Consider the following 26,114-nt stretch of genomic DNA (forward strand, 5'->3'; position numbering starts at 1 on the left):
TGGTTCTAATCCGGAAAGCCGAACAGCTTGGCCGGATTGTGCACAAGAATCTGCTCCAGCTCCGTTTGATCCGCCGCGAAGCGGAACATCAGTTCGAGCAGGTCGGCGTCGTTGGGCGGCTGCTTGACGGAGACGGGATGCGGCCAGTCGCTGGCCCAGACGCAGCGATCGAGTGCGGCCTCGATATAGCTGCGCGCGATCGGGATCACGTCGTCATAGGGCGGGCCGGCCTGCGAGGTCTTCTCGCCGAGCGACAGCATCACCCAGAAATTGCCCTTCTTGAGCAGCTCCAGCATCTTGCGCAGGTTCGGATCGTCCTTGCCATTCGACGGCACCGGCCGCGCCATGTGGTCGATCAGCACGGGCACGTCGAGATTCTCGTATTTGGCGACGCTGGAGACGATGCCGTCCTTCTCCGGCTGGATCTTGACGTACCAGCCGAGCTCGCGAATGCGCGCGATGGCGCGGGCGAAATCGGCATCCGACAGCACCGCGCCGAGCTCCTGGCGGAAGCTGAAGCGCGCGCCGCGCACGCCGGCGTCGTGCAGCTTGGCGAGATAGGAATCGTTCGCCTCCGCGAACACCAGCGCGTTGGCGCAGCCGCGATAGTTGGGGCCCATCGCGGCGAGGCCGTCGAGCACGACGGAGTGGTCGGCGCCATAGGTCGTGGTCTGCACGATGATGCCGCGCTCGATGCCGAGCGTCTTGTGCACGCGCAGCGCCGCTTCCCAGGTCGCGCTCGGCATCCGGTAGGCCGCGCCGGGGCGCTCCGGATATTTGTCGATGGGCCCCAGCACGTGAAACTGGCTGTCGACGGTCTTCGGCGGCGGTGCCTTGCTAGGGCGGCGGGGATTCGGATCGAACGGCAGATAGGTCGGCATGCGCAAAACTCCCTCAGTCGATCATTGCGGTGAAGTCGCACTGCACCAGCGCGCCGCCGTCCATGTTGTCCATCGGCAGCGCGTGGCGCGCCGGGCGCGAATGCTCGTCCGGAAACATCTTGAGCCATTCGATATTGACCGGGCCGCGCTGGGTGCGGTCCTTCAGCCATACCGTCATCTTGATGATGTCGTCCGTGGTGCCGCCGGCGGCCTCCACCGTCGCCTTCATGTGCGCGAACATGTTGGCGCATTGGGCGTCGAGGCTTTCCGGCATCACGCCGGCCGCATCACGGCCGAGGATGACGCCTGACATCACGAGACCGCCGATGCGGCAGGCGTTCGGAATCGGATTGGCGTGCTTGAAGCCGCCGATATGGATGCTCTTGCGCCGCGATTCACCCGTCATGGTGCGCTCCCTCTCTATTATCTCTTCAGACGAACTGGCACGACACCGAGCCGAACGCGCCGTAGTCGGCGTGGAAGGTGTCGCCGCGGCGGATATCCACCGGACGCGTGAACGATCCCGCCAGCACCACTTCGCCGGCGCCGAGATGTTCGTCGTGCGGCGCGAGGCGGTTGGCGAGCCAGGCGATGCCGTTGGCGGGATGATTGAGCACGCCGGCGGCAAGCCCGGTCTCCTCGACCTCGCCGTTACGGAACAACAGTGCGCCGATCCAGCGCAGATCCGCATCCAGCGGACGGAACGGCCGGCCGCCGAGCACCAGCGCGGCGTTGGCGGCGTTGTCCGAGATCGTATCCATGACCTTTCGCGGCTTGCCCGTTTCGGGGTCGACGCGGTGCATGCGCGTTTCCAGGATTTCCAGCGCGGGCGTGACATAGTCGGTGGCGTTGAGCACGTCGAAGATGGTGCAGTCCGGCCCGCGCAGCGGCGCCTTCAGCACGAAGGCGAGCTCGACCTCGATGCGCGGCGCATGGAAACGGTCGAACGGGATCGGCGTGGCATCGGCGTAGAACATGTCGGCGAACAGCACGCCGTAGTCGGGCTCGTTGATGCCGACCGCGTTCTGCATCGCCTTCGAGGTCAGGCCGATCTTGTGGCCCTTGATGACGCGGCCACGACCGAGCTGGAGCCTGGTCCAGGCGCGCTGGACGGCATAGGCATCCTCGATGCTGAAATCGGGATACTCTTTGGTAAACATCGTGATCAGCGTTTTGGTGCGCTCGGCCTCATCGAGCCGCGCGGCCAGGCGTTCGATCGTGGCGGTATCGAGCATGATTACTGCTCCGCGGCGACGGTGTTGCGCAGCACGCCGATGCGCGACGATTCGACCTCGACCACGTCACCGACCTTCAACCAGCGCGGCGGATCGAAGCGAACGCCGGCCCCCGTCGGCGTGCCCGTCACGATCATGTCGCCGGGCTTCAGTGTCGCGAAGGTCGAGAGATAAGAGATCAGATAGTCGAACGGAAACATCAGCCGTTCGGTCGTATCCTGCTGCCGCACCTCGCCGTTGACGCGCGTGATGATGTCATGAGGGCCGCGCGGATCGAGCTCGTCCGACGTGACGAGCCACGGGCCGATGCTGCCGGAGCGATCGAAATTCTTGCCTTGCGTGACGTTGAACTTGCCGTGGCGCAGCCAGTCGCGGACCGTGCCCTCGTTGCACAGGGTCATGCCGAAGATGTGCGACCACGCTTCCTCGCGCGGGATGTGGCGACCGCCCCGCCCGATCACGATGACGAGCTCGCCCTCGTAGTCGAGCTGCTCCGAGACCTTGGGCTTCTCCAGCGGCTGGCCGGAGCCCGTCATCGAGGACATGCTGCGCACGAACAGGCTGGGATATTTGGGCAGGTCGGAGCTGTCTTTATACTCCGCGTTGCGCTCGGCGTAGTTGACGCCGATGCACCAGAGCTTTTCGGGGGCGAGCACCGGCGGCAGCAGGATGAGCTTGTCCAGCGCGTAGTCGGGCTTCTGCCCGGCCGCCGCCTCCTGCGCATCGGCCAGCGCGTTGGCCGCGATCAGCGCCTTGACGTCGGAGAAGTCACGGCCGATCCGCCTGGTCAGGTCGACCACACCGCCTTCGACAGCGGCGCCGTAGCGCGGCTCTCCGTCCAAGAGATAGCTTACGAGTCGCATGTCGGTTTCTCCAATGGACTTCAGGCACTGAGGGCGGCGCGATGCGCAGCTCGCTCAGTCCTTCGATTTGGGCGTCTGGAAGACGGTATTCAGCGTCACGATCTCGCCGAGGCTGGCGTAGCGCGGCCCGCCAATGCGCGCGATCGGATCGAGCGCCTTGGTCTCGACCTTGCCGTCGTTCACGAGACCGTCGCGCAGATGGAACATCACGACCTCGCCGACGATCAGCCGGCTCTTCGCGTCGCCGAATTCGAGGCACTGCCGGAAGCGGCACTCCATCGCGACGGGCGCCGCAGCCAATCGCGGCACCTTGATGCGCTCGCTCGCGAGCGTCTCCAGTCCGAGATGCTCGACCTCGCTCACCTCGGGCGGATGCTCGACGGAGCTGTCGTGCACCGCGGACATTAGCGGGGTATCGGCGATGTGGATCACATATTCCTCGGTGTCGAGGATGTTGTGCGCGGTGTCCTTGTAGTTCGCGCCCTTGCGGCCGACGCTGATGGCGAGCATCGGCGGCTTCTGCGAGACGAAGGTGAAGGCGCTGAACGGCGCGAGGTTGAGCACGCCGGAGCGCGACAGGCTCGTCACCCAGGCGATCGGGCGCGGCACCACGATGCCGGTCATCAGCCGGTAGATGAGCTCCGCGCCGAGCTCGGTGGGGTCGATCCGCATGCTCAGTCAGCCTTGATGTTGGCCTTGCGCACGACCGGAGTCCACTTGGCGTCCTCGCGCTCGAGATAGGCCTTGAATTCGTCCGGCGTCATCGGGGTGGATTCCCCGCCGAGCTTTTCGAACTTGTCGATCACGCTCGGGTTTTTCAGGATCGCGACCAGCGTTTCGTGCAGCTTGTCGATGACAGGCGCCGGCGTGCCCGCGGGCGCGAACAGGCCGGTGAAGGTCTGGCCATCAAAGTCCTTGTAGCCGAGCTCGACGAAGGTCGGGACGTCAGGCAGCGACTTCAGGCGATGCGGGCTGGTGACTGCGAGCGCACGGAACAGGCCGGCCTTGATGTGCTGCAGGCTGACCGTGAGCTGGTCGAACGCGAACTGCACCTGACCGCCGAGCAGATCGTTGATCGCGGGCGCGTTGCCGCGATAGTGCGCGGTGACCCATTGCAGATCGAGGCTGGACTGCATCAGCTCGCTGAGCAGATGGTTGGTGGTGCCGGGCCCGGGCGAGGCCATGGTCAGCTTGCCGGGGTCGCGCTTGGCGAGCTCGATGAATTCCTTGAAAGTGTTGGCCTGAACCGACGGATGGACCTCGAGCACCAGCGGCGTCATCGAGATCGTCGAGATCGGCATGAAGTCCTTCTTCCAGCTATAGGCCTCGCGCTTGTTGATCTCGGTCGCGAACAGCACAGGGCCGTTGGCGCCGACGAACAGCGTGTAACCGTCGGGCGCGGACTTCGCGAAGGCTTCGCCCGCGATCATGCCGCCGGCGCCGGCCTTGTTCTCGATGATGAAGGGCTGACCGAGTTTTTCCTGGAGCTTGTCGGCGACGATGCGCGCCGCGCTGTCGACATTGCCGCCGGCCGGATAAGGCACGATCAGCTTGACGCTGCGCGCCGGCCATTGCTGAGCCGAAGCGGGCCCCGCGAGCATCGCGGTGACAGCAGCGATGGCAATCCCGATTAATCTCATGTTAACCTCCCGACGGCGCTTCCAATTTCCATGCGAGTGCCCCGACGTCATGCAAGGCATCCCGATGGGATCGCAATCTCCAGATGCGGGCTTTACCTGTCGAGTGAATTGTGGCGTTCTTGTCCATATTATGGACAAGAGAGCTTTGTCAAAATCCGCGGTCGAACCGCGACAAGGCGCGCAGGCAATCCGGCGCGCGCTCGCGGTGCTGCGCATTCTTGCCGCAGGCCGCGAAGACGGTGTGCCATTGGCCGAGGTCGTACGCGCAACCGGCCTCACCCGCCCGACCGTGCATCGCATCGTCCACGTGCTGATCGAGGAAGGCATCGTCGAGCGGCACGATCGAACCGGCCGCTATGCGATCGGCAACCAGGTGCCCGAGCTGGCGCTGGCGCGGGCGCGGCCGTCGCGGCTGCTGGTCGCCGCCAATCCGTCGCTGCGGCGCGCCTCCGCCGAGATCGGCGACACGCTGTTCCTGACGATGCGGACCGGCAACGACACGCTCTGCGTCGATCGCAGGATTGGCGTCTATCCGATCCAGGTGCTGTCGATCGAGGTCGGCGCGCGCCGGCCGCTCGGCGTCAGCAGCGCCGGCGTCGCCATCCTCGCCGCGATGCCGGCGCCGGACGCGCGAAAAATCGTCGCAGCCAACGAGAAGAGATTCGAAGCCTACCAGACCGACGCGGCGTCGGTGATGAGCCAGGTCACGACGGCACGGAAGCGTGGATACAATATGAGGGAGATCGGCCTCGTGCAGGGCACCAAGTCGATCTCCACCTGGATCAAGACCCCGGACGGACAGCCGGCCGCGGCGATGACCGTCTCCGCCGTTCGAACGAGGCTCGGGCCAAGGCGCGAGCAGGAGGTCGCGGAGATCCTGCTGCGCGAGGCGCGGATCATCGAGCAGGCGATGCGCTAGCGCTACCGGTGCCGCTTCACCTCGCCCCGCTTGCGGGGAGAGGTCGGAATTCAAGCAAAGCTTGAATTCCGGGTGAGGGGGAGTCTCCGCGAGTTCAACTCTCACCGTCTTCGCGGAAAGGGCCCCTCACCCCACCCCTCTCCCCGTAAGAACGGGGCGAGGGAGCGCACCGTCTCCGGCGCTGTCAATGGGCTGACGTGGCCCGCCATTTTGTGGCACAAGGGCCGCCATCGCCGACCGACCAACGAGGCCAAGCATGCCCGCGCCGAAACCGCCTGCCTTCGAGACCCTGAGCCTGCATGCGGGCCAGCATCCGGATCCCGCGACCGGCGCCCGCGCGGTGCCGATCTACCAGACCACGTCCTACGTGTTCCAGGATTCCGACCACGCCGCAGCGCTGTTCAATCTGGAACGCGCCGGCCACATCTATACGCGCATCTCCAATCCGACCACCGGCGTGCTGGAGGAGCGGCTCGCGGCGCTGGAGGGCGGTGTCGGCGCGATCTGCACCGCGAGCGGCATGGCCGCGCTGCATCTGGCCATCGCGACGCTGCTCAATGCCGGCGACCACATCTTGGCATCGAGCTCGCTCTATGGCGGCACCATCAACCTCTTGGCACACACGCTGCCGCGCTTCGGCATCACCACCACCTTCGTGAAGCCGCGCGACCACGACGCGTTCCGCGCGGCGATCAAGCCCAACACGAAGCTCGTGATCGGCGAGACCATCGGCAATCCCGGCCTCGAAGTGCTCGACATCCCCAAGGTCGCAGCGATCGCGCATGACGCAAAGATTCCGCTGCTGATCGACAACACTTTTGCCACGCCCTATCTCAGCCGCCCGATCGAGCTCGGGGCCGACATCGTGATGCATTCGGCGACCAAATGGATCGGCGGCCATGGCATCGCGATCGGTGGCGCCATCATCGACGGCGGCCGCTTCGACTGGCGCGACTCCGGAAAGTTCGGCGTGCTGACCGAGCCCTATGGCGGCTATCACGGCATCGTCTTCGACGAGCAGTTCGGCACGGCCGCCTTCATCATCCGCGCGCGCACCGAGGGCCTGCGCGATTTCGGCGCCTGCCTGTCGCCGACCAACGCATTTCAGCTGCTGCAGGGCGTCGAGACGCTGGGCGTGCGCATGGACCGCCACATCCAGAATACGCACCTCGTGCTGGAAGCCCTGAAATCGAACAAGGCGGTCGACTGGGTGCTGCATCCCTCGCTGGAGGACCACGCGGACTATCAGCTGGCAAAGCAGCTGCTGCCGCGCGGCGCCGGCTCGATCGTCTCCTTCGGCATCAAGGGTGGGCGGCCCGCGGGACGCAAGTTCATCGAATCGCTGCGCATGATCAGCCATCTTGCCAATGTCGGCGACGCCAAGACGCTGGTGATCCATCCCGCCTCGACCACGCACCAGCAGATGGACGCCGAGCAGCTCAAGGCCGCCGGCATCGGCGAGGAGCTGGTGCGGCTGTCGGTCGGCATCGAGACCGCCTCCGACATCATCGACGATCTCTCCCAGGCGCTGCGCATCTCGCAAAAGGTTTGAGACCATGAAGCTCTCCGTCAACGGCGCCGAAGTGTTTGTCGCAACCGGTGGCCGCGAATTCGACAAGTCCCTGCCCGCGGTGGTCTTCATCCACGGCGCCGGCTTCGACCGTTCGACCTGGGCGCTGCATACGCGCTGGTTCGCCCATCACGGCTTTGGCGTGCTGGCGCCTGACATGCCCGGCCACGGCCGTTCGGCCGGACCTTCGCTGTCAACCATCGCGGAGATGGCCGACTGGACAGCGGCATTGCTCGATGCCGCCGGCGTGCAGAAAGCGCACCTGATCGGCCACTCCATGGGATCGCTGATCTCGCTGGAGACCGCGGCGCGCCATCCGGACAAGGTCTCCGCATTGAGCCTGATCGGCACGGCCGCGACCATGACGGTCGGCCCCGACCTGCTCAAGGCCGCCGAGGCCAACTCGCAGGACGCCAACGATATGGTCTCGATCTGGGGCCTCGGCTTCAACGCCGAGCTCGGCGGCAGCCTTGCACCGGGCCTGTGGATGCACGGCGGCGCGCAGGCGGTGCTGAAGCATTGCGAGCCGGGCGTCCTGTTCAAGGATCTGTCCGCCTGCAACGCCTACGCGAATGCGCTGACCGCTGCCGCGAGCGTGAAGGTGCCGACCACGCTCATCCTCGGTGAACGCGACATGATGACGCCGGCAAAGGCCGGCAAGGCGCTTGCGGCGGCGATCCCGCATGCGAAGACCGTCGTGGTGCCGGGCGCGGGCCACATGATCATGGCCGAACGCCCGGATGAATTGCTGGTGGCGCTGAGGGGCTGAGTCCGCTCAGGACCCCGGCGTCCACTTCCAGACGATGTCGGAGACATTGACCGGCTTCGGGATCAGGCCAAGTTTTGCGAAACGATCGGCCACGGCCTGCTGGCTCTTGATCACGTCGGCGTCGAGCGGCACCACGCGATAGCTCGAGCGGTTGACGAAGCGCCTGATAGCCTCGATGTCGACGCCGGTCGCCTCGGCCTGCGCCTTGGCGACCTCCTCGTGATGGGCGTCCGCCCATACGCCTTCGGAGGCGAAGGTCGTGTTGAGCCTGGCCACCAGCGACGGATATTTCTCAACGAAGTCGGTGTTGGCGATGTAATAGGCGTCGATGCCGAGCGGCTTGAAGGCATTTTCGAGCGTCTGACGCTGGCGCACCGCCGGGAAGAAGCCGCCCTTCTGGGTGCCGATGCGGATTTCCGCCGGCTTGTCTTCAGCGCGCGCAGGTGCGGCCAGGGCAGTTGCGAGGACGAGTGTCGTTGCGAGAATGTGTCGTCGGGTGATCATGACGTTGCCCTTTCGGTGAGATCAGTTGGCGAAGAGTTGCGAGTTCGCGCGTCCGCTCCGCTCGGCGAACACGGCGCGAGCGGCGCGCTCGGCCTCGCGCGCCGAGCGGAACTGGCGGCCTTCGAGACTATCGAACAGGCGCTCGGAGGAGAAGAAGCGGAAGCCGCGCTCGTCGCGTGTGATGATGCCGGCGGCGCGATCGTGGATCTCGATGATGTAGGCGTTGGACTGGGAGTGGGACATGGCTGCTCGTTCGCCGGGATATCGGCGCTTCCTGTCTGGAATCTTCGGTGTGAGTTTGCTGCTAGGACGCGGTCAGCAACAACAACAGGCGCCGGTGGCCGCCGAGAAACAGCGCCGCGTCATGCATACTTGCATGTCGCCGGAACTACGCTGGTGATCGTTTCTCATGTTGCGGCTTCGAGCTCGAGGAGCAGTTTCGATGCTGCAAATATCGAGCGATTGGCGCGATTGGTCAATGAAATGGCTATCCATATTTGGGACTGGCGCGCTGGGGCGCTTCTCCCGCCGCAAGCACTGACAGACAGATTCATCTCGCGATGATTTCAACACGATCACGCGGCCGGCATGGTACGCTTCCGGCAGCCGGAAAGCAGATCATTTGGGAGGTTCAGGCATGGCGGACGATCTGAAGGGGCGCACGGCTCTCGTCACCGGCGGCTCGCGCGGGATTGGCGCTGCCGTCTGTCGGGCGTTGGCCGATACAGGTGCGGCCGTGGCGATCAATTGCCGCGAACGGATCGGACAAGCCGAGCAACTGGCGGGCGAGATCGTCAAGCGGGGCGGTCGGGCGATCGTGGTTGCGGCCGACGTCTCACAGAGCGAGGCCGTGATGAACATGGTCGAGCGTGTCTCGGCCGGGCTCGGGCCGATCGACATCCTCGTCAACAATGCCGGCATCGCCATCACCCGCGGCGTCGACGATCTCACCGAGGACGATTTCGACCGGACGATTCTGGTCAATTTGAAATCCGCCTTCCTGTGCACGCAGGCGGTGCTGCCGTCGATGCGCGCGAGGAAGTGGGGTCGCATCGTCAACGTCTCCTCCGGAGCCGCGCGCGGCGCCGGCTCGATCGGCCCGCATTACAATGCCTCCAAGGCTGGCATGGAAGGCCTCACGCGCGGTTACGCGGCGCGGCTGGTGAAGGAAGGCATCACCGTCAACGCGGTCGCACCATCGCTGATCGAGACCGACATGATGAGCGGACAACCCCAGCTCATCAGCCGCATCCCGCTCGGCCGCTTCGGCACGGCGGAAGAAGTGGCGAAAGCCGTGATGCTGCTGGTCGACAACGCCTACATGACCGGGCAGACGGTCGCGCTGAGCGGTGGGATGGCGTTCAATTAGAAGGCGAGCTCGAACGAACGCATGGCGAGGTGCATTGCGTGCGGCGATTAGGGAGCGAAGGCTGATATCAAAGCGGATCCGAACGTGTGGATCGATGATCGCGACAGGATAATCGTGACAATGGCGAAAACAATTGGCACGCCAACCTCTAGAATCTTGCGCGTCCGCCTCAATTCTCGCGGCAGCCGCCTAACCCCTAGCCGCCTTTCTCGAACGGCCCGCCAAATTCGTCAAGGCGATCGGCATGATCAGCATTGAAAATTCCAGCCTTGAGGTACTATTCGCAGAGCTGCTCGCCGCTCTGCTCGGCGTCCATGGTGAATTTGGAATTTTGATCTATTTCACGCCGAAAGCTGCCATCGCGAGGCTCGATATGATTGACAACGTTATTGAACCTTCACTGGCAGGTCATTCCGAACTGATTGCAGAAATCCGTGCCATCCTGAAGCGTGCCAAAGCCGCAATCGGGCGACGTCATGACGCCATGCATACGCTTTGGGCTTTCGACGACCCGGCGGACGGGGTGCAACAAATACTCTTGCCGTCATTTAAGGGAGGAGAAATGAATCTCTCCACCCTCGATAAACTAATTGCGGACTATCGAAGCCTAATCGAAGAGGTCATCCCACTAATCGACCACGTGCAAAAGGCGAGAGGGTTTGGTTGGAAGGCACCTTATCGCTGACTTATCGCCTCTCCCTTAGAGCTGGTCCCTCACCCATCTCGCCGCTTCACGGCGAGCCACTCTCTCCCGCAAGCGGATAGGGGAGGAAAGCGATCACCACATCGTCGCGGCGGCCCGCTCCGGCCAGATACGGTCGTATTCCGCGCCGCCGACCTTGTTCTCGCTCATCTCGGCGAGGATCTGGCCGGGCGTCGGCAAAATCTTGGGATCGATGCGCTTGTCGGGATTCCAGAGGTCGGAGCGGACGATGGCGCGGGCGCACTGAAAGTAAATTTCTTCCACGTTCATCACCATGACGCTGCGCGGCGCCTTGCCTTCGACCTTGAACGAGGCCAGCAGTTCCGGATCGATCGAAAGATGCGCGCGGCCGTTGGCGCGGACCGCGTTGCCGGAGCCGGGGATCAGGAACATCAGCGACACCCTGGGATCGCGCACGATGTTGCGCAGGGAATCGACCCGGTTGTTGCCGCGCCGGTCCGGCAGCATCAGCGTCCTGGGATCATGAATGCGGACGAAGCCGGGCAGATCGCCGCGCGGCGAGCAGTCGATCCCCTCCGGCCCGATGGTTGCGAGCGCCGCGAACGGCGCCTTCTCGATGAAGATGCGGTAGAGCGGAGTGACGTGGTCGGCGACTTTCACGGTCGAGGCATCACCGACGGCACCGTAGATGGCCTCGAGCTGTTCGACCGTTTCAATCACCGACATTCCAGTCTCCTTGTCGTACCGGCTATTCGTGCCAGCCTTCATTCCTGATCGCCCGCACGAGCTGGCGGCTGTGATAGTCCGCACTGCCCGCATTGAGGATGGTGACATCGGCATGGACCGATGCATCACTGATGCTGCGCGCGAGGCGGTCCCCGATATTGCCGTCGCTCTGCCGCGCGCGGGCGGCCAGCCGCTGTGCCAGCACGTCCGGCGGCGCGGTGATCGCGACGACGACGACGTTGGCGTAGGCCTTGCGCAGTTCGCCGATCACGGTACGCGAGACGTTGGCGACGACGGCTCGGCCGGCCCGGATATCGTCGTTGATGCCGAGCGGCAGCGCATAGGAATGTCCGTGCGCGTCCCAATGCACGGCGAAATCGCCGTGCTCTTGCGAGCGGCGGAATTCTTCGGGACTGACTGCGATATTGTCCTCGTCCGCGGAGGACTCGCGCGTCACGACACGGCGCGGAAAGACGATGTCGCGGTCGTCGACGCAGGCCGCCTGCGCCAGCCGCAGCAAGGTGTCCTTGCCGGCCCCGCTCGGGCCGACCACGAGCACGAGCCGGCCGGGGCCGATCGTACCCGCCTCGCTCTGCGCAATGGTCGTGGTCTCGCTCATGCGACACGGCTTCCTTCGCGCCAGACGCTGCGAACGACCGGAACGCTGCCGGCAACGTGCACACGGATCAGATCGGCGCGCTTGCCGGCTGCGACCTCGCCGCGATCGGACAGGCCGACCGCCTCGGCGGGGGCCTTGGTCACGGTGCGAACCGCTGCCGGAAGGCTGATCGCGGGCACATGCTCGGGCAGTTGCAGCGCAGCCATCAGCAGGCTCGACGGAATGTAGTCCGACGACAGGATGTCGAGCAGGCCCTCGCGGGCAAGATCGACCGCGGCGATGTTGCCGGAATGCGAGCCGCCGCGGACGACGTTCGGCGCCCCCATCAGGATGTCGATGCCGGCCTGGTGCAGGCCGCGCGCGGCTTCCAGCGTGGTCGGGAACTCGGCCACCGACACGCGATCGCGCACGGCGTCCACGACGTTCTCCTCGGTGGTGTCGTCATGGCTCGCGAGCGGAATGTTGTACTTGTGCGCCAGCGACACGATCTCGCGCATGTTGGTCGCGGCATATTTTTTCTGATATTCGAAGCGCTTTGCGAACAGCTCGTCGAGCTCGGCATCGGTCTTGCCGCCGCCCTTGCCGCGGTAATAGTCGCGCAGCTTGACCTCGTCGCGGAACTGGCGCTGGCCGGGCGTGTGGTCCATCAGCGACATCAGCCGGACGTCGGGACGGTCGATCAGCTCCTTGGCCTCCTCGACCACGCTCGGCATTGGGATTTCGCAGCGCAGATGCAGAAAGTGGTCGGCGCGCAGCAGGTCGGCCTCGCGCGCGGTCGTGATCGCCGCGGCGAGCACGCCAGCACGGCCGTCGACCTCCTCGGCGCCGTCCTCGCGCCAGACCCGGAGTGAGTCGAACACGGTGGTGATGCCTGAGGTGGTAAGCTGGCCGTCATAGGAGATCACGGCCGCGACCGGATTCCAGAACACCTTCGGGCGCGGCACGTAATGCGCTTCGAGATGGTCGGTGTGGAGCTCGATCAGGCCTGGCATGATGAGGTCGCCGCCGACGTCGTCCGCGCCGGCCGGGGCCCTGCCCTCGCCGATCTCGGCAATCCGTCCATCCGCGAGAGCAAGCCAGCCCTGCTCGATCACCCGGTCAGCCAGCACGATCCTGGCATTGGCGATCACGGTATCCTTCGGCTTGGCGTTCATTTCCATTTCCTTCAGGCCGCGGCGGCAAAGCTGGTGACGTCAACGATGCGGTCGGCAATCAAATGGCGGATTTCGTCGTCGTGGACAATGGCGACCATGGCGACGCCCTGGCGCTTTTTCTCGGCGACCAGCTCGACCACGACGGCGCGGTTGGCGGCGTCGAGCGAGGCAGTCGGCTCGTCCAGCAGCAGGATCGGCAGCTCGGAGATGAAGCCGCGCGCGATGTTGACGCGCTGCTGCTCGCCGCCGGAGAAGGTCGCGGGCGGCAGCTGCCAGAGCCGCTCGGGGATGTTGAGGCGATGCAGCAGCTGGCCGGCGCGCGCCTGCGCCTCGGCGCGGGCCATGCCGTTGACGATCAGCGGCTCGGCGACGACGTCGATGGTCGCAACGCGCGGCACCGCCCGCAGAAACTGGCTGACATAGCCGATGGTCGCACGGCGGACGTTGAGGACCTGCCGCGGCTCGGCGGTGGCTAGATCGATCACCGCGCCGCGATGGCGGATGCCGATGCGGCCGGAGTCGCAGCGGTAATTGCCGAAGATCATTTTCAGGATCGACGATTTGCCGGCGCCTGATGGCCCCGACAGCACGACGCATTCGCCCGCATCGACGTGGAAGGTCACGCCGCTCACGACGGGCAATTCGATGCCGCCCTGCAGGTGCATCGTAAAAGTCTTGTTGGCGTTGGCGACGTCGATCATGGCGGTCATCGGGGAACTCATCTTGGCAGCCTTATGGCGGCAGAATCGAGGAGACGAGAAGCTGGGTATAGGGCTCGCGCGGATCGTCGAGCACCTGGTCGGTGAGGCCGGTCTCGATGACGCGGCCGCCCTTCATCACCATCACGCGGTGCGACAGCAGCCGCGCGACCGCGAGATCGTGGGTGACGATGACGACGGCGAGGTTCAACTCGGCGACGAGGCTACGCAGGAGATCGAGCAGGCGGGCCTGCACGGACACGTCGAGGCCGCCGGTCGGCTCGTCCATGAACACCAGCCGCGGCTCGGTGACGAGGTTACGGGCGATCTGGAGACGCTGGCGCATGCCGCCGGAATAGGTCCGCGGCGCATCGTCGATGCGCGCGATGTCGATCTCGACGCGGGTGAGCCAGTCCGACGCGGTGTCGCGGATGCGGCCGTAGTGATTCCAGCCCACCGCCATCAGCCGCTCGCCGACATTGGCGCCGGCCGACACCGCCATGCGCAGGCCCTGCGCGGGATCCTGATGCACGAAACCCCAATCGGTACGGAACAGGAGGCGCCGCTCGGCCTCGCCGAGCGTGGCGAGATCGCGGGTGACGCCGTCGCGCATCCGGTAGGACACATGGCCGCCGCTGGCCGCGAGCTGGCCCGACAGCAGTTGCAGCAGCGTCGACTTACCCGAACCGGATTCGCCGACGATCGCCAGCACCTCGCCGGGATAGAGCGAGAACGACACGTCGCGGCAGGCGGCGATGCGGCCGTAGGATTTGCTGAGGCCTGCGGCGATCAGCAACGGATCATCGTTCTCGAGCATGTCGCGATCAGCCATGTGAGCCCTCATGTGAGTCCCCTGGCGCCTTCTCCTTGTACGGCGCAGCGCTCTCGCTGCCGTGATGGCCGGCGGCCTGGCGGCCCTCGCAATAATCGGTGTCCGAGCAGACGAACATGCGTCCGCCCTTGTCGTCGGTGACGATCTCGTCGAGATAGGAATTCTCGGCCGCACACAGCGCACAGGGCGCGTTGAAACGATACGGCTCGAACGGATGATCCTCGAAATCGAGCGAGACCACCTGCGTGTAGGGCGGGATCGCATAGATGCGCTTCTCGCGGCCGGCGCCGAACAATTGCAGCGCCGGGCAATTGTCCATCTTGGGATTGTCGAATTTCGGCGTCGGCGACGGGTCCATCACGTAGCGCGCATTCACCTTCACCGGATAGGCGTAGGCGGTCGCGATGTGGCCGAAGCGGGCGATGTCCTCGTAGAGCTTCACATGCATCAGGCCGTATTCGGCGAGCGCATGCATGCGCCGCGTCTCGGTCTCGCGCGGCTCGAGGAAGCGTAAGGGCTCCGGGATCGGCACCTGGTAAACCAGCACCTGGTTCTCGTGCAGCGTCGTCTCCGGAATGCGGTGACGGGTCTGGATCACGGTCGCCTCATTCGTCGCCGTGGTCGTGGCAACGCCCGCGGTCCTGGCGAAGAATTTGCGGATCGAGATCGCGTTGGTGGTGTCGTCGGAGCCCTGGTCGATCACCTTCAGCACGTCCTGGGGGCCGAGGATCGCCGCGGTCACCTGCACGCCGCCGGTGCCCCAGCCATAGGGCATCGGCATCTCGCGGCTGGCGAACGGCACCTGGTAGCCGGGGATCGCGATCGCCTTGAGGATCGCGCGACGGATCATCCGCTTGGTCTGCTCGTCGAGATAGGCGAAATTGTAGGCCGGCGCGTTCATTCCGCGGCCTCCTTCATGACGTCGGGCGCACTGGCTTCGGCGAATTCCTTGCGCAGCTTGCGGAGCAGGCCGAGCTCGGACTGGAAGTCGACATAATGCGGCAGCTTCAGATGCTCGACGAAGCCGGTCGCCTGGACGTTGTCCGAATGCGACATCACGAATTCTTCATCTTGCGCCGGTGCGAGGGCCTCCTCACCTAGCTCGCGGGCACGCAGCGCGCGATCGACCAGCGCCATCGACATGGTCTTGCGCTCGCTCTGGCCGAAGGCGAGACCATAGCCGCGGGTGAAGCACGGCGCCTCGGTCGCGGAACCCTTGAACTGGTTGACCATCTGGCACTCGGTGAGCTCGATCGAGCCAAGCGGCACGGCGAAGCCGACATCTTCGGCCGCGAATTCAACCTCGACCTCACCGAAGCGGATCTCGCCGGCGAACGGATGGTTGCGGCCATAGCCGCGCTGGGTGGAGTAACCCATCGCGAGCAGAAAGCCTTCGTCGCCGCGCGCGAGGTTTTGCAGGCGCAGGTCGCGATCAGCCGGGAAGTTCAGCGGCTCGCGGGTGAGATCGCCGACGCTGGCGCCTTCCTCCGCTTGCGGTGACGATTCGATCAGCCCGTCGCGGCCCAGAATGTCGGTCACGCGCGGCGTCGGCGCGGTCGAAGCTTCGGCCGTCGCGGGCGCCTCGGGCACAAAGCCCTGGCCAAGCGAAGGATCGAGCAGGCGATGCGTGTAGTCGAATGTCGGACCGAGGATCTGGCCGCCCGGAATGTCCTTGAAGGTCGAGGACACCCGCCGCTGTACGCGCATCGCGCCGGTGTCGACCGGCTCGCTTGCGCCGAAGCGCGGCAGCGTGGCGCGGAAAGCGCGGACCAGGAAGATCGCCTCGATCAGATCGCCGCGCGCCTGCTTGATCGCGAGCGCCGCCAGTTCGCGATCATAGAGCGAGCCTTCGCTCATGACGCGGTCCACGGCTAGGCCGAGCTGCTCCGAGATCTGGTCGAGGGAGACTTCCGCAACGCTCCTGTCGCCGCGCCGCGCATTGGCGAGCAGGCGATGGGCGTTCTCGATGGCGCGCTCGCCGCCCTTGACTGCGACATACATGCTTAGCTTCCCTTACTCACGACACGCGTTGTCCGCGGGATCGCCACCACGGAATCATCTGCGACCAGCACCAGATCGATGCCGCGCGGAAACAATGCCTCGTTGAGATGCAGGCGCTCGAACAGATCGGCGGGCTTGATCGTCGCCTTGAGCGTGGCGACGCCGTCGATGCCCGGGCCGCGCAGCTCGAAGCTGCGGCCCGCATCCAGACTCTCGACCTGGACGATCACGGTGGTCGAACGGTCTGGGTACTCGCTGGTGCCGAGCGCGAAGCGCTCGAGCGCCGGAAGCAAGCCGCCGTCGCTGATCAGCGCAAAGCTCGCGATCGAGGAATCCTGCACCACCGGCGCGCCGGTATGGAATTTCAGCCACTTCGTGACGTCGGTGCTCTCCAACATCCGCGCATCGAGCCAGAGCGGCGTGTCGTGGTCGAACAGCGTCAGCGCGATCGCCGCGGTGCCGCGCATCATCGTCTCGGGCGCCCCCGCCATCGGCACGATGCGCTGGACCGAGCCCGGCCGCGCCATCGCGTCCATGACCGAGCGAAAGGTCGACTGCGCCGACAGCACCTTGTCGGCGAAACCCGGAGGCAATTCCGCAATCGTCGTCATGGCCTCACCCCTCACCGCGCACCATGGTGTAGAAATCTACTTTCGTCGCGGCGGTCTCCGCCGCCGTCTGCTTGCGACGCATCGCAAGCTGCTCGCGCAACGGCGCGATGATGTCCCGCTCAACCGACGCGCCGAAATCCCGCGACTGCACCAGTGCGTCGCACAGCGCGATCAGCCGCGCCTTCTCGCCGTCGCGCCCGAGCGTGTAGCCGAATCCGACCTCGCCGCTCGCAAGCCGCACCGCGGCGCGCGACACCGTCGCTTCGCCGAGATTGAACGGCGCGCCGTCGCCGCCGACGCGCCCGCGCAGCATGACGAGGCCGTTTTCCGGCGTACGCAGATCCTGATGGGGCGGAAGCGAGAAGTTGCGGAGGCGGGCGGCGATCTCGCCCGCCTCCGCATGCGCCAGCACGGCCATTGCGGCCTGGCGCTGGGCTTGCTGGGTATTGTGCTGAGTCACCAAATCCACCGAACGTGTTTGCCGAACTTGCCGGATCCAAGTTGTCTATGATACTAGACAACTTGATACGCAAGCGCCATGACTGTTTCGTGACAAGGGTGTGATTTCTGGAGTAGGTTGCCGGCGATATGAGCATGCAGGACACCGCCTCCTCGGGCGTCGCGCTGTGGCGCCTCGTTGCCGACGGCATCGAGCGCGGCATCGCCGACGGCCGCTTCGCGGCCGGCGACAAGCTGCCGGGCGAGATGGAGATCGCCGAAACCTATCGGGTCAACCGCCACACCGTGCGGCGCGCGCTGGCAGCCCTTGCCGAGCGCGGCATCGTGCGCGCCGAGCGCGGCAGCGGAACCTATGTCGAGGCGCAGAAGCTCGCTTATCCCTTGCGCTCGCGCACGCGCTTTTCCGAGATCGTCGGCGCCGAGGGCCGCGAACCGCATGGCCGCCTGATCGGGGCGTCCGATGATGTCGCGACGCGCGAGCTGGCGCGGGAGCTCGGCCTGAAGACCGGCGCGCCGCTGGTACGGATCGAGGCGATCCGCCTCGCCGACCGCACGCCGATCTGTGTGTCCACCACCTGGCTGTCGGCGGAGCTGTTTCCGGGCGCGGGCGCGGTATTCGCCGCGACGCGCTCGATGACGAAGCTGCTCGAGCAATACGGCGTGCGCGACTATCGCCGCGGCGCGACGCGGATAACCGCCGGCATCGTCGACGCGAAGGATGCCGCGCGGCTCGATCTGCCGCTGGGCCGGCCGATCCTGGTGGTTGACGCCACCGACCATGATCTCGACGGCAAGCCGCTCGTGACCAAGCACTCGCGCTTTGCGGCGGAGCGGGTGGAGTTTCTGGTGGAGAACGGGTGAGGCTTCCCCTCTCCCCTTGTGGGAGAGGGTGGCTCGCCGCGCAGCGGCGAGACGGGTGAGGGGTATGTCTCCGCGCGTACTCTTCTCATATTGGATTCGTGGAGAGAGACCCCTCATCCGGCGCTTCGCGCCACCTTCTCCCACAAGGGGAGAAGGGAAGTGGAGTTCGTGGCCACGGCTGCGATCAGGCCACCGCGCGCCTTCCAATGATCGCGAACCGCAGCTTGCTCGAGACAAAATCGATCGCAGCAACGGCGACCAGAATCATCAGAATGAGGAACGACACCTTCTGCCATTCCAGCACGCGAATCTGTTCGGCGAGCTGCAGCCCGATGCCGCCGGCGCCGACGATGCCGATGATGGTGGCCGAGCGCGTGTTGGATTCGATGAAATAGAGCACCTGGCCGGCGATCACGGGCAGCACCTGCGGCAACAGGCCAAACCGGATCTCGTGCAGCGGACTGCCGCCGGAAGCACGGATGCCCTCGACCTGCTTCTGGTCGGCGCCCTCGATCGCCTCCGAGAACAGCTTGCCGAAGGCGCCGAAATCCGACACGGCGATGGCGAGCACGCCGGCGAACGGGCCGAGCCCGACGACATTGATCCACACCAGCGCCCAGATCAGCGTGTCGACGCCGCGGATCGAATCCAGGAAGCGCCGGATGGGAAAGCGCAGGATCTTCGACGGCACGATGTTGCGCGCGGCCAGCAGGCTGACGGGAAGTGCGAACACCGCGGCGAGCGTGGTGCCGAGCAGCGCGATCGAGAGCGTCTCCCCGAGCGCCTTCAGATAGACCGGCAGCGAGGAGCCGGGATCCGGCGGGATCATCATCAGGCTGATCCAGCCGAGCTGGCTGAGGCCGGCGAAGAAGCGCGACGGCGAGAAGTCGAGATCGACGAGGCCGTAGACCAGGATCGCGAAGGCCGCGACGATCATCGCGGGCGTCGCAAGCCGCGCCGAGGCCGGCCGGTCGAACACATCGGGGTAGCGCGCGCGAATCTGCGCGGTATCGACCTGCTGCGGCCCCGTCATCTCCGCGCCTCCTTGCCGAACAAGCGGCCACGCAGCCATCCGGTGGCGATGTCGATGATGAAGACCGTGACGATGATGGTGAGCAGGATCGCGCTGACGTCCGAATAATAGAATTTTCGGATGGCGACGACCAGTTCCTGGCCGATGCCGCCGGCGCCGACGAAGCCCATCACCGAGGCTTCGCGGACGTTGATCTCGAAGCGCAGCAGCGCATAGCTCGCATAACCCGCGGTGACCTGCGGCACGATGGCAAAGCGCATGCAGGAGAGCCAGCTCGCACCGGTCGAGCGGACACCTTCGACCGGCTTCATGTCGGCATTCTCGACGATCTCCGAGAACAGCTTGCCGAGCGCACCGGTGGAGTGGATCGCGATCGCCAGCACGCCCGCCATCGGGCCGAGCCCGAAGGCGATGACGAAGATCAGCGCGAAGACGATTCCGGGCACCGTGCGCGCGAATTCGAGCAGGCGACGCACCACGAAGCGCAGCCAGGGTGCGGGCGAGGTGTTCTCCGCCGCGAAAAAATTCAGCACGAACGCAAAGGTCGCGCCGATCAGCGTGCCGACATAGCTGATCAGCAGGGTCTCGCCCAGCATCTTCAGCCATTTGCGCCAGCCCCACAGCCATTCGCCGAAATCGGTCCAGACCCGCTGGCCGTTGTCGAGGGTGAAGATGCGGTCGAAATAGCTGACGAAATTGCCGAAATAGGTGAAGAGCGTGCGCAGGTTCACTTCGGCGCCGATCGCGGCGAGAAGCAATGCGGCGGCGAACACCGCGGCTCCGAACAGGAGACGCCATCGCCTGCGCGCGACTGCCTGGCCATAGGCGGCGTTCAGCGCAGCCAATTGCTGCTCGGGCAGGATCGAAACCGCGATGGTCATTGGTCTGGAGAGGACCTGTCAAAAAGAGAAAGAGCCGGGTCCATCGACCCGGCTCAAGTCGCTCGTCCCGAGAACTCAGGACGCCTTCTTCTTACGCAGTGCATCGACGAACTTGATCAGCTCGATCGTGCCATCCCAGTCCTTGGTGGTGGCGGGATGAAAACCCTTCTTCTGGCCGTCGGAGAGGCGATCAAAGGCGACCTTGTCCTTGGCCGGGGCGTCGAAGAACGCCTTGGCGATCGCCGCCTTGGCGCCTTCCGGCAGGTCGGAGTTGTAGGCGTAGGGGCCGTTGATGATCGGCGCCGACTTGTGGATAATGCGGAAATTGTCCTTCTTCATCGCCGAGCCGTCGGCGTTCTTCAGCATGCCCTTGGTCAGCATCTGCGCCAGCGTGGAATCGTCGTCACTGGTCCACTGGTTGGCGGCAACATCGACCGTACCCTGCGCCAGCGCCAGGATCGCGTTCTCGTGGCTGCCGGTGAAGACGACCTTGCCGAAATAGGTGTCGGCGTCCGCGATGCCCATCTTGTCGAGCTCGAAACGGGGCACGTTGTTGCCGGACGTCGAGTTCGGATCGACGAGGCCGAGGTTCTTGCCCTTGAGCTGATCGACGCTCTTGTAGGGGCTGTTCGCCTTGACGAAGAACACCGAGTAATAGCCGGTCGAGCCGTCGGCGTTGATGTCGTTGGCGAAGGCATCGGTCTTGACGCCGGTCAGGCGGGCGCGGGCGAACGACGCCGAGCCGTAGCTGGCGATATGGATGTTGCCGGCGCGCTGGCCTTCGATGACCGCGGCGTAGTCGTTGGCGATGCGCAGCGTGACCTTCACGCCCAGTTCCTTGGAGAGGTAGCTGACGAACGGCGCCCAGCGCTCGGTGACGCCGGAGGCGTTCTCGGCCGGAACGACCGCGAAGGTCAATTCGGGATATTTGGCTTTCCAGTCTTCGGCGGAAGCCGACGAGGCGAAAGCGAGCGCGGCGGCGCCGGCAAGAATGAGTCTGCGAGTGATCATGATACCCTCTTCATCGGTTGGGTCGGTTGACGCAAAACTGGCAATCAGGCAGGTGGCGCAGCTCAGGCCGCCGCGGCCGTCCCGAGCGCAGGGACGCCATCGGGGGCCGGCGCGGACGCACCACCCATGACATCGGCGGCTTCGAGATCGTAGAGCTCGCGCGCGACGTGATCGGTCAGCGCGGCCGGCGCACCGTCGAACACCACGCGGCCCTGCGCCATGCCGATCAGGCGGTCGCAATAGCTGCGCGCCAGGTCGAGCGAATGCAAATTGCAGAGCACGGTGATGCCGAAGTGCTTGTTGATGCGCAGCAGCGCATCCATGACGATCTTGGTGTTGCGCGGATCGAGCGAGGCGATCGGCTCGTCGGCGAGAATGATGTCGGGCTGCTGCACCAGCGCGCGGGCGATCGCAACTCGCTGCTGCTGGCCGCCGGAGAGCTGATCGGCACGCTGGGCGGCGAGCGCGGCGATGTCGAACTGTTCGAGCGCGGACATCGCCAGCGCCTTGTCATGCTCGGGCCATGTCTGCGTGAGCGAGCGCCAGGCCGGCATCGTCGCAAGACGTCCCATCAGGACGTTGGTCAGCACGTCGAGCCGCCCGACCAGGTTGAATTGCTGGAAGATCATGGCCGAACGCGCCCGCCACTGCCGCAGCTCCTTGCCGCGCAGCGTGGTGACGTCGAGGCCGTCGAACAGGATGCGGCCCTGTGTCGGCGTCGCGAGGCGGTTGATGGTTCGCAGCAGCGTCGACTTGCCGGCACCGGAGCGCCCGATCACACCGACGAAGCCGCCAGGGGAGATTTTGAACGAAGCGTCGTCCACCGCGGCTTTTGCGCCGAAGCGGCACGTCAGACCTTCAACCACCAGCATAGAGGGCTCCAGAGTAGCTGGGGCCCACCGCTAACGCCAGCGCTTGACACTTGTGTGACACGCACGATGCGATGCGGCGATGCTACGCACTTCGTCCCCTGTCATCGTCTTGTCATGACATTGTCATCAAGCCGCTCGAAGAGAAACGCCCGCCCTCAAACCGTCGGATGCAACATGGCCGGCAAGATGCTTTCGGTTCAACCGACCGTCGACGCGTCCGCAAAGCTGCAGGAAACCAGGCTCGGCGCCTATACCGAGGTCGGCGCGCGCACGATCCTCACCGAAGTCACGATGGGCGACTACTCCTATGTCGTGAACGACGCGCAGATCACCTACACCACCATCGGGAAATTCTGCTCGATCGCGGCGATGACGCGCGTCAATCCCGGCAATCATCCGATGCAGCGCGCCACACAGGCCCATTTCACCTACCGCTCCAGCGCCTACTTCCCGGGCGAGAGCGACGACGCGGAATTCTTCGACTGGCGGCGCCAGCATCACGTCCATATCGGCCATGACGTCTGGATCGGTCATGGCGCGGTCGTGCTGCCGGGCCGCAACATCGGCACCGGCGCGGTGATCGCGGCGGGGGCCATCGTCACCAAGGACGTGCCGGCCTACACCATCGTCGCCGGCAACCCGGCGCGCATCGTACGACGGCGGTTCTCGGAAGAGATCGCCGGCCGGCTCGCCAGGCTCGCCTGGTGGAACTGGGATCACGACAAATTGCGTGAGGCCCTGCCCGATTTCCGCAAGCTCGGGATTGAAGATTTTCTCTCCAAGTATGAAGCACAGGCACACTCCCCTGCCAGCCAACGAAGCGCGCTCGCGTGACAGACATCTTCCTTGAAGGCGGCCGGGCCCTGATCGGCACCGGGTTCGTCGAAACCTCGCTTGGCGTGTCCGGAACGGATATTGCGCAGGTCGACGCCTCTCGCGGCCGCGCGCGGCTGGCGATCGACGCGCGAGATCTGCTGGTGCTGCCCGGTATCGTCGACCTGCACGGCGACGCCTTCGAGCGGCAGATGATGCCGCGCGCGGGCGTCGACTTCCCGATCGATGTCGCGCTCGCCGACAGCGACCGCCAGGCGATCGGCAACGGCATCACCACGGTGTTTCACGCCACGACCTGCTCGTGGGAACCGGGCCTGCGCAGCGCGGACAATGCGCGGGGGCTGATGGAGGCGATCGAGCGGCAGCGCCCGCAATTCGCCGCCGACACCCGCTTTCACCTGCGGCACGAGACCTACAATCTCGACGCCGAGGCCGAGATCACCCAATGGCTCGCCGAAGGGCGCGTCGACCTGTTCGCCTTCAACGACCACATGGACGGCACCGTCGCCGACATGGCCAAGCCCCGCAAACGCAACCGCATGGTGGAGCGGACCGGGCTGACGAGCGAGGACTTCGACGAACTGGTCGCGCGTATCGTCGCGCGCGCAGCCGACGTGCCCGCTTCCGTGTCGCGGCTGGCCGCGGTGGCCCGCGCCGCCGGGGTGCGGATGCTCTCGCATGACGATGCGACGCCGGCGATGCGCCAGGAGTTTCGCCAACTGGGCGCTGACATCGCGGAGTTTCCGATCAACGAGGAGACGGCGCGGGCGGCAGCCAACCACGGCGACGCCATCGTCTATGGCGCGCCGAACGTCGTGCGCGGCGGCAGCCACACCGGCTGGACCAAGGCGGCCGACATGATCGCCAAGGGGCTCTGCTCGGTGCTGGCGTCGGACTATTACTATCCCGCGCAGCTGCTCGCCGCATTCCGCCTCGCCGCCGATGGCGTGCTGCCGTTGCCGAAGGCCTGGGATCTGGTCTCCGCCGGGCCCGCGCGCGCGACCGGCTTTGCCGATCGCGGCGTCATCGCCGAAGGATGCCGCGCCGACATTCTGCTGGTCGACGACACCGTGCCGCTGCGGCCGCGGCTGGTCGCGGTGATCGCAGGCGGCAAGCTCGTGCACCTGACCGACGCGACGCGGCTACTCAGCGCGGCGGCAACGCCCCGCGAGGCTGTCGTCGCGGCATAAATTGGTTATGCTGAGACGATGACCGGTTTCCCCCGCTACGCGATCTATTTTGCCGCAGGCAGCACCAGCGCGCTGTCGCGCTTGGGCGCCGAGCTGCTTGGCTACGATGCCTATACCGGGGACGAGGTTTCGTTTCCGCAGGAGGCGCAGCATGTCGCGCCTGACTGGCGCGAGATGACCACCGATCCCCGCAAATACGGTTTCCACGGCACGCTGAAAGCGCCGATGGCGCTGGCGGCCGGGAAGACCGAAGCGGAGCTCATGGCGGCGTGTACCGAATTTGCCGGCAAAGTGCGGCCCATTCCAGTGATCCGGCCGGTCGTCGATGCCATCAGCGGCTTCATCGCCGTCATTCCGGTCGAGCCGGTCGACGCGCTGCAACAGCTCGCCGCCGATTGCGTCCGAGATTTCGACTCCTTTCGCACCGAGCTGACCGCGGAAGACCGCGCGCGGCGCAAGCCCGAGAAACTGAGCGAGCGGCAGCGCGACTATCTCGACCGCTGGGGTTACCCTTACGTGATGGAAGAATTCCGCTTCCACATGACGCTGACGGGACGGCTGGACGCGGAACGGCGCGGACCTGTTCTGGCGATGCTGCGGGAACGGTTTGAGTCGCTGAAGCTCGATACGCTCGCGATTGATCGCATCGCGCTATTCAAGCAGCACGATGCCAAGGCACGCTTCCGCATTGTTGGTGAGTGGGCGCTGGTTCGTTAGCCGAGCTAACGCGTCATCGTCAGTGTCGTCCCCGCGTACGCGGGGATCCATAACCCCAGGGAGAGGTTATGGCGCGAGCTGACAACCCCGAGTCTTCGCCAAACTTCTCCCTGGGGCTATGGGTCCCGGATCTGCGCTTCGCTTGTCCGGGACGACGGTGGAGTGTTTGGCGCTACTTCCCCCACCTTAGCGCCAGCGCATCGCGCTCCCTGGCCAGCTCCAGCAACCCTGTCCGCGTCGCGGGATGCAGCGGCTGCAGCGGATGGCGCACCGTTTCGGACTTGATGACGCCGCCGGCCTGCATCATGACCTTGCAGGCGATCAGGCCGCATTGGCGGTTTTCGTAGTTGATCAGCGGCAGCCAGCGCTCGTAGGCGGCTTTCGCTTCCTCGCGCTTGCCGGCGAAATAGGGATCGATGATCTGGCGAATGCCGTCGGGATAGCCGCCGCCGGTCATGGCGCCGGTGGCACCGGCATCGAGATCGGCAAGCAGCGTAATCGCCTCCTCGCCGTCCCACGGGCCTTCGATGTCCTTGCCGCCCGCCTCGATCAGGCTGCGCAGCTTCGATGCAGCGCCGGGCACCTCGATCTTGAAGTAACGGATGTTGGAGAACTCGCGCGACAGCCGCGCCAGCAGGTCGACCGACAGCGGCGTGCCCGCCACCGGCGCGTCCTGGATCATGATGGGGATGGTGATGGCGTCCGAGAGCACCTTGAAGAATTCGACGACGCCTTTCTCGGGCACGCGAAAGGTTGCGCCGTGATAGGGCGGCATCACCATCACCATGGCCGCGCCGGCCGCTTCGGCCTGCCTGCTGCGCGCGGCGCAGACGGCCGAGCTGAAATGGGTGGTGGTGACGATCACGGGCACGCGTCCCGCGACATGCTCCAGCACCGCATGCATCACGGTCTCGCGCTCGGCATCGGTGAGCACGAACTGCTCGGAGAAATTGGCGAGGATGCAGAGGCCGTGCGAACCGGCATCGATCATGAAATCGACGCAGCGGCGCTGGCCTTCCAGGTCCAGCTCGCCGCGTTCGTCGAAGATGGTGGGCACGACCGGGAACACGCCGCGATAGGGGCGCTGGGCCTTGTGTGGGGTGACCGGCATCGAACTCTCCATCCCTGATGTTCTTGTCGTCTGTCGCCGCGCTGGCGCGACATCACAGATTTACCCGGCGCGCGGATCGGCGGCAATGCC

Annotated in this window: 32 protein-coding genes; 10 read left to right on the top strand and 22 right to left on the bottom strand. The window is 65.4% G+C overall.

Annotated elements, in window-relative coordinates; genetic code table 11:
• Nucleotides 1–5: 5 nt before the first annotated feature.
• The 6 genes from F8237_RS12095 to F8237_RS12120 are packed head-to-tail and all read right to left on the bottom strand — an operon-like array spanning nt 6 to nt 4,619.
• Nucleotides 6–881: an amidohydrolase family protein gene (locus tag F8237_RS12095; protein WP_151644910.1), complete on the bottom strand. Its 876-nt coding sequence runs from the start codon at nt 879–881 to the stop codon at nt 6–8.
• A 13-nt stretch (nt 882–894) separates the two neighbouring features.
• On the bottom strand, nt 895–1,287 hold the full coding sequence (locus F8237_RS12100) for a RidA family protein (RefSeq protein WP_151644912.1): 393 nt from the start codon (nt 1,285–1,287) through the stop codon (nt 895–897).
• Between the two features lie 25 nt (nt 1,288–1,312).
• Nucleotides 1,313–2,116, bottom strand: coding sequence for a 2-oxo-hept-4-ene-1,7-dioate hydratase (gene hpaH, locus F8237_RS12105; RefSeq protein ID WP_151644914.1), 804 nt, complete (start codon nt 2,114–2,116; stop codon nt 1,313–1,315).
• 2 nt (nt 2,117–2,118) lie between these two features.
• A complete protein-coding gene (locus tag F8237_RS12110; protein WP_151644916.1) occupies nt 2,119–2,979 on the bottom strand; it encodes a fumarylacetoacetate hydrolase family protein in 861 nt (286 codons plus the stop codon).
• A 54-nt stretch (nt 2,980–3,033) separates the two neighbouring features.
• Nucleotides 3,034–3,651, bottom strand: a complete 618-nt coding sequence (locus tag F8237_RS12115; protein WP_151644918.1) for a flavin reductase family protein — start codon at nt 3,649–3,651, stop codon at nt 3,034–3,036.
• A gap of 2 nt (nt 3,652–3,653) precedes the next feature.
• The gene (locus F8237_RS12120) at nt 3,654–4,619 is read right to left on the bottom strand and encodes a Bug family tripartite tricarboxylate transporter substrate binding protein (RefSeq protein ID WP_151644920.1); all 966 of its coding nucleotides are present in this window, start codon (nt 4,617–4,619) and stop codon (nt 3,654–3,656) included.
• 130 nt (nt 4,620–4,749) lie between these two features.
• Between F8237_RS12120 and F8237_RS12125 the strand changes: the two genes are divergently transcribed.
• From F8237_RS12125 to F8237_RS12135, 3 genes are all read left to right on the top strand, one after another.
• Nucleotides 4,750–5,538: an IclR family transcriptional regulator gene (locus tag F8237_RS12125; protein WP_162006008.1), complete on the top strand. Its 789-nt coding sequence runs from the start codon at nt 4,750–4,752 to the stop codon at nt 5,536–5,538.
• Between the two features lie 256 nt (nt 5,539–5,794).
• Nucleotides 5,795–7,090 carry an O-acetylhomoserine aminocarboxypropyltransferase gene (locus tag F8237_RS12130; RefSeq protein ID WP_151644924.1) on the top strand — a complete coding sequence of 432 codons (1,296 nt, stop codon included), beginning with the start codon at nt 5,795–5,797 and terminating at the stop codon, nt 7,088–7,090.
• A gap of 4 nt (nt 7,091–7,094) precedes the next feature.
• Nucleotides 7,095–7,877, top strand: coding sequence for an alpha/beta fold hydrolase (locus F8237_RS12135; protein ID WP_151644926.1), 783 nt, complete (start codon nt 7,095–7,097; stop codon nt 7,875–7,877).
• Nucleotides 7,878–7,883: 6 nt separating this feature from the next.
• Here F8237_RS12135 and F8237_RS12140 read toward each other — a convergent pair whose 3' ends face one another.
• Together F8237_RS12140 and F8237_RS12145 are read right to left on the bottom strand one after the other, a co-directional pair.
• Nucleotides 7,884–8,381, bottom strand: a complete 498-nt coding sequence (locus F8237_RS12140) for a type 2 periplasmic-binding domain-containing protein (protein ID WP_151644928.1) — start codon at nt 8,379–8,381, stop codon at nt 7,884–7,886.
• A 21-nt stretch (nt 8,382–8,402) separates the two neighbouring features.
• Nucleotides 8,403–8,624, bottom strand: coding sequence for a hypothetical protein (locus F8237_RS12145; RefSeq protein WP_151644930.1), 222 nt, complete (start codon nt 8,622–8,624; stop codon nt 8,403–8,405).
• Here F8237_RS12145 and F8237_RS35905 point away from each other — a divergent pair.
• From F8237_RS35905 to F8237_RS12160, 3 genes are all read left to right on the top strand, one after another.
• The gene (locus F8237_RS35905; RefSeq protein ID WP_154696358.1) at nt 8,623–8,781 is read left to right on the top strand and encodes a hypothetical protein; all 159 of its coding nucleotides are present in this window, start codon (nt 8,623–8,625) and stop codon (nt 8,779–8,781) included. The two genes, F8237_RS12145 and F8237_RS35905, sit on opposite strands and share 2 nt — an antisense overlap.
• 237 nt (nt 8,782–9,018) lie before the next feature.
• Nucleotides 9,019–9,750: an SDR family NAD(P)-dependent oxidoreductase gene (locus F8237_RS12155; protein ID WP_151644932.1), complete on the top strand. Its 732-nt coding sequence runs from the start codon at nt 9,019–9,021 to the stop codon at nt 9,748–9,750.
• A gap of 244 nt (nt 9,751–9,994) precedes the next feature.
• On the top strand, nt 9,995–10,435 hold the full coding sequence (locus F8237_RS12160; RefSeq protein ID WP_151644934.1) for an LOTUS domain-containing protein: 441 nt from the start codon (nt 9,995–9,997) through the stop codon (nt 10,433–10,435).
• Nucleotides 10,436–10,528: 93 nt separating this feature from the next.
• Here F8237_RS12160 and F8237_RS12165 read toward each other — a convergent pair whose 3' ends face one another.
• From F8237_RS12165 to phnG, 9 genes are read right to left on the bottom strand one after another with little or no spacing between them, the layout of a single operon-like run.
• Entirely contained in the window at nt 10,529–11,140 is a 612-nt protein-coding gene (locus tag F8237_RS12165) for a pyridoxamine 5'-phosphate oxidase family protein (RefSeq protein WP_151644936.1), read from the bottom strand.
• A gap of 22 nt (nt 11,141–11,162) precedes the next feature.
• Nucleotides 11,163–11,759 carry a phosphonate metabolism protein/1,5-bisphosphokinase (PRPP-forming) PhnN gene (phnN, locus tag F8237_RS12170; protein WP_151644938.1) on the bottom strand — a complete coding sequence of 199 codons (597 nt, stop codon included), beginning with the start codon at nt 11,757–11,759 and terminating at the stop codon, nt 11,163–11,165.
• The gene (locus F8237_RS12175) at nt 11,756–12,913 is read right to left on the bottom strand and encodes an alpha-D-ribose 1-methylphosphonate 5-triphosphate diphosphatase (protein ID WP_151644940.1); all 1,158 of its coding nucleotides are present in this window, start codon (nt 12,911–12,913) and stop codon (nt 11,756–11,758) included. The genes phnN and F8237_RS12175 overlap by 4 nt, the downstream gene beginning before the upstream one ends.
• 11 nt (nt 12,914–12,924) lie before the next feature.
• On the bottom strand, nt 12,925–13,623 hold the full coding sequence (gene phnL / locus F8237_RS12180; protein WP_162006009.1) for a phosphonate C-P lyase system protein PhnL: 699 nt from the start codon (nt 13,621–13,623) through the stop codon (nt 12,925–12,927).
• Nucleotides 13,624–13,645: 22 nt separating this feature from the next.
• A complete protein-coding gene (phnK, locus tag F8237_RS12185) occupies nt 13,646–14,443 on the bottom strand; it encodes a phosphonate C-P lyase system protein PhnK (RefSeq protein ID WP_151644944.1) in 798 nt (265 codons plus the stop codon).
• Nucleotides 14,436–15,344, bottom strand: coding sequence for an alpha-D-ribose 1-methylphosphonate 5-phosphate C-P-lyase PhnJ (locus tag F8237_RS12190; RefSeq protein ID WP_151644946.1), 909 nt, complete (start codon nt 15,342–15,344; stop codon nt 14,436–14,438). The genes phnK and F8237_RS12190 overlap by 8 nt, the downstream gene beginning before the upstream one ends.
• Entirely contained in the window at nt 15,341–16,444 is a 1,104-nt protein-coding gene (locus tag F8237_RS12195; RefSeq protein ID WP_151644948.1) for a carbon-phosphorus lyase complex subunit, read from the bottom strand. Before F8237_RS12195 ends, F8237_RS12190 begins: the two co-directional genes overlap by 4 nt.
• A 2-nt stretch (nt 16,445–16,446) precedes the next feature.
• Nucleotides 16,447–17,055, bottom strand: coding sequence for a phosphonate C-P lyase system protein PhnH (phnH, locus tag F8237_RS12200; protein WP_162006010.1), 609 nt, complete (start codon nt 17,053–17,055; stop codon nt 16,447–16,449).
• Nucleotides 17,056–17,059: 4 nt separating this feature from the next.
• Entirely contained in the window at nt 17,060–17,524 is a 465-nt protein-coding gene (phnG, locus tag F8237_RS12205) for a phosphonate C-P lyase system protein PhnG (protein ID WP_151644952.1), read from the bottom strand.
• Between the two features lie 119 nt (nt 17,525–17,643).
• Here phnG and phnF point away from each other — a divergent pair, with 119 nt between their 5' ends.
• Complete coding sequence (gene phnF / locus F8237_RS12210) at nt 17,644–18,375, top strand: phosphonate metabolism transcriptional regulator PhnF (RefSeq protein WP_151644954.1); 732 nt, start codon at nt 17,644–17,646, stop codon at nt 18,373–18,375.
• Between the two features lie 184 nt (nt 18,376–18,559).
• Here the strand turns inward: phnF and phnE (F8237_RS12215) are convergent, their stop codons facing one another.
• The 4 genes from phnE (F8237_RS12215) to phnC form a co-directional block, all read right to left on the bottom strand.
• A complete protein-coding gene (gene phnE / locus F8237_RS12215) occupies nt 18,560–19,408 on the bottom strand; it encodes a phosphonate ABC transporter, permease protein PhnE (protein ID WP_151644956.1) in 849 nt (282 codons plus the stop codon).
• Nucleotides 19,405–20,289 carry a phosphonate ABC transporter, permease protein PhnE gene (phnE, locus tag F8237_RS12220; protein WP_151644958.1) on the bottom strand — a complete coding sequence of 295 codons (885 nt, stop codon included), beginning with the start codon at nt 20,287–20,289 and terminating at the stop codon, nt 19,405–19,407. Before phnE (F8237_RS12220) ends, phnE (F8237_RS12215) begins: the two co-directional genes overlap by 4 nt.
• A 75-nt stretch (nt 20,290–20,364) precedes the next feature.
• Entirely contained in the window at nt 20,365–21,300 is a 936-nt protein-coding gene (gene phnD, locus F8237_RS12225; protein ID WP_151644960.1) for a phosphonate ABC transporter substrate-binding protein, read from the bottom strand.
• Nucleotides 21,301–21,362: 62 nt separating this feature from the next.
• A complete protein-coding gene (gene phnC / locus F8237_RS12230) occupies nt 21,363–22,172 on the bottom strand; it encodes a phosphonate ABC transporter ATP-binding protein (protein ID WP_151644962.1) in 810 nt (269 codons plus the stop codon).
• 174 nt (nt 22,173–22,346) lie between these two features.
• Here phnC and F8237_RS12235 point away from each other — a divergent pair, with 174 nt between their 5' ends.
• The 3 genes from F8237_RS12235 to F8237_RS12245 are packed head-to-tail and all read left to right on the top strand — an operon-like array spanning nt 22,347 to nt 24,913.
• On the top strand, nt 22,347–23,006 hold the full coding sequence (locus tag F8237_RS12235; RefSeq protein WP_151644964.1) for a transferase hexapeptide repeat family protein: 660 nt from the start codon (nt 22,347–22,349) through the stop codon (nt 23,004–23,006).
• Complete coding sequence (locus tag F8237_RS12240; protein ID WP_151644966.1) at nt 23,003–24,196, top strand: alpha-D-ribose 1-methylphosphonate 5-triphosphate diphosphatase; 1,194 nt, start codon at nt 23,003–23,005, stop codon at nt 24,194–24,196. The genes F8237_RS12235 and F8237_RS12240 overlap by 4 nt, the downstream gene beginning before the upstream one ends.
• An 18-nt stretch (nt 24,197–24,214) precedes the next feature.
• Nucleotides 24,215–24,913, top strand: a complete 699-nt coding sequence (locus F8237_RS12245; RefSeq protein ID WP_151644968.1) for a DUF1045 domain-containing protein — start codon at nt 24,215–24,217, stop codon at nt 24,911–24,913.
• Nucleotides 24,914–25,085: 172 nt separating this feature from the next.
• Here the strand turns inward: F8237_RS12245 and F8237_RS12250 are convergent, their stop codons facing one another.
• Nucleotides 25,086–26,024, bottom strand: coding sequence for a dihydrodipicolinate synthase family protein (locus F8237_RS12250; RefSeq protein WP_151644970.1), 939 nt, complete (start codon nt 26,022–26,024; stop codon nt 25,086–25,088).
• Nucleotides 26,025–26,114: the final 90 nt, after the last annotated feature.

The organism is Bradyrhizobium betae, assembly GCF_008932115.1.
GTDB classification, from domain to species: domain Bacteria; phylum Pseudomonadota; class Alphaproteobacteria; order Rhizobiales; family Xanthobacteraceae; genus Bradyrhizobium; species Bradyrhizobium betae.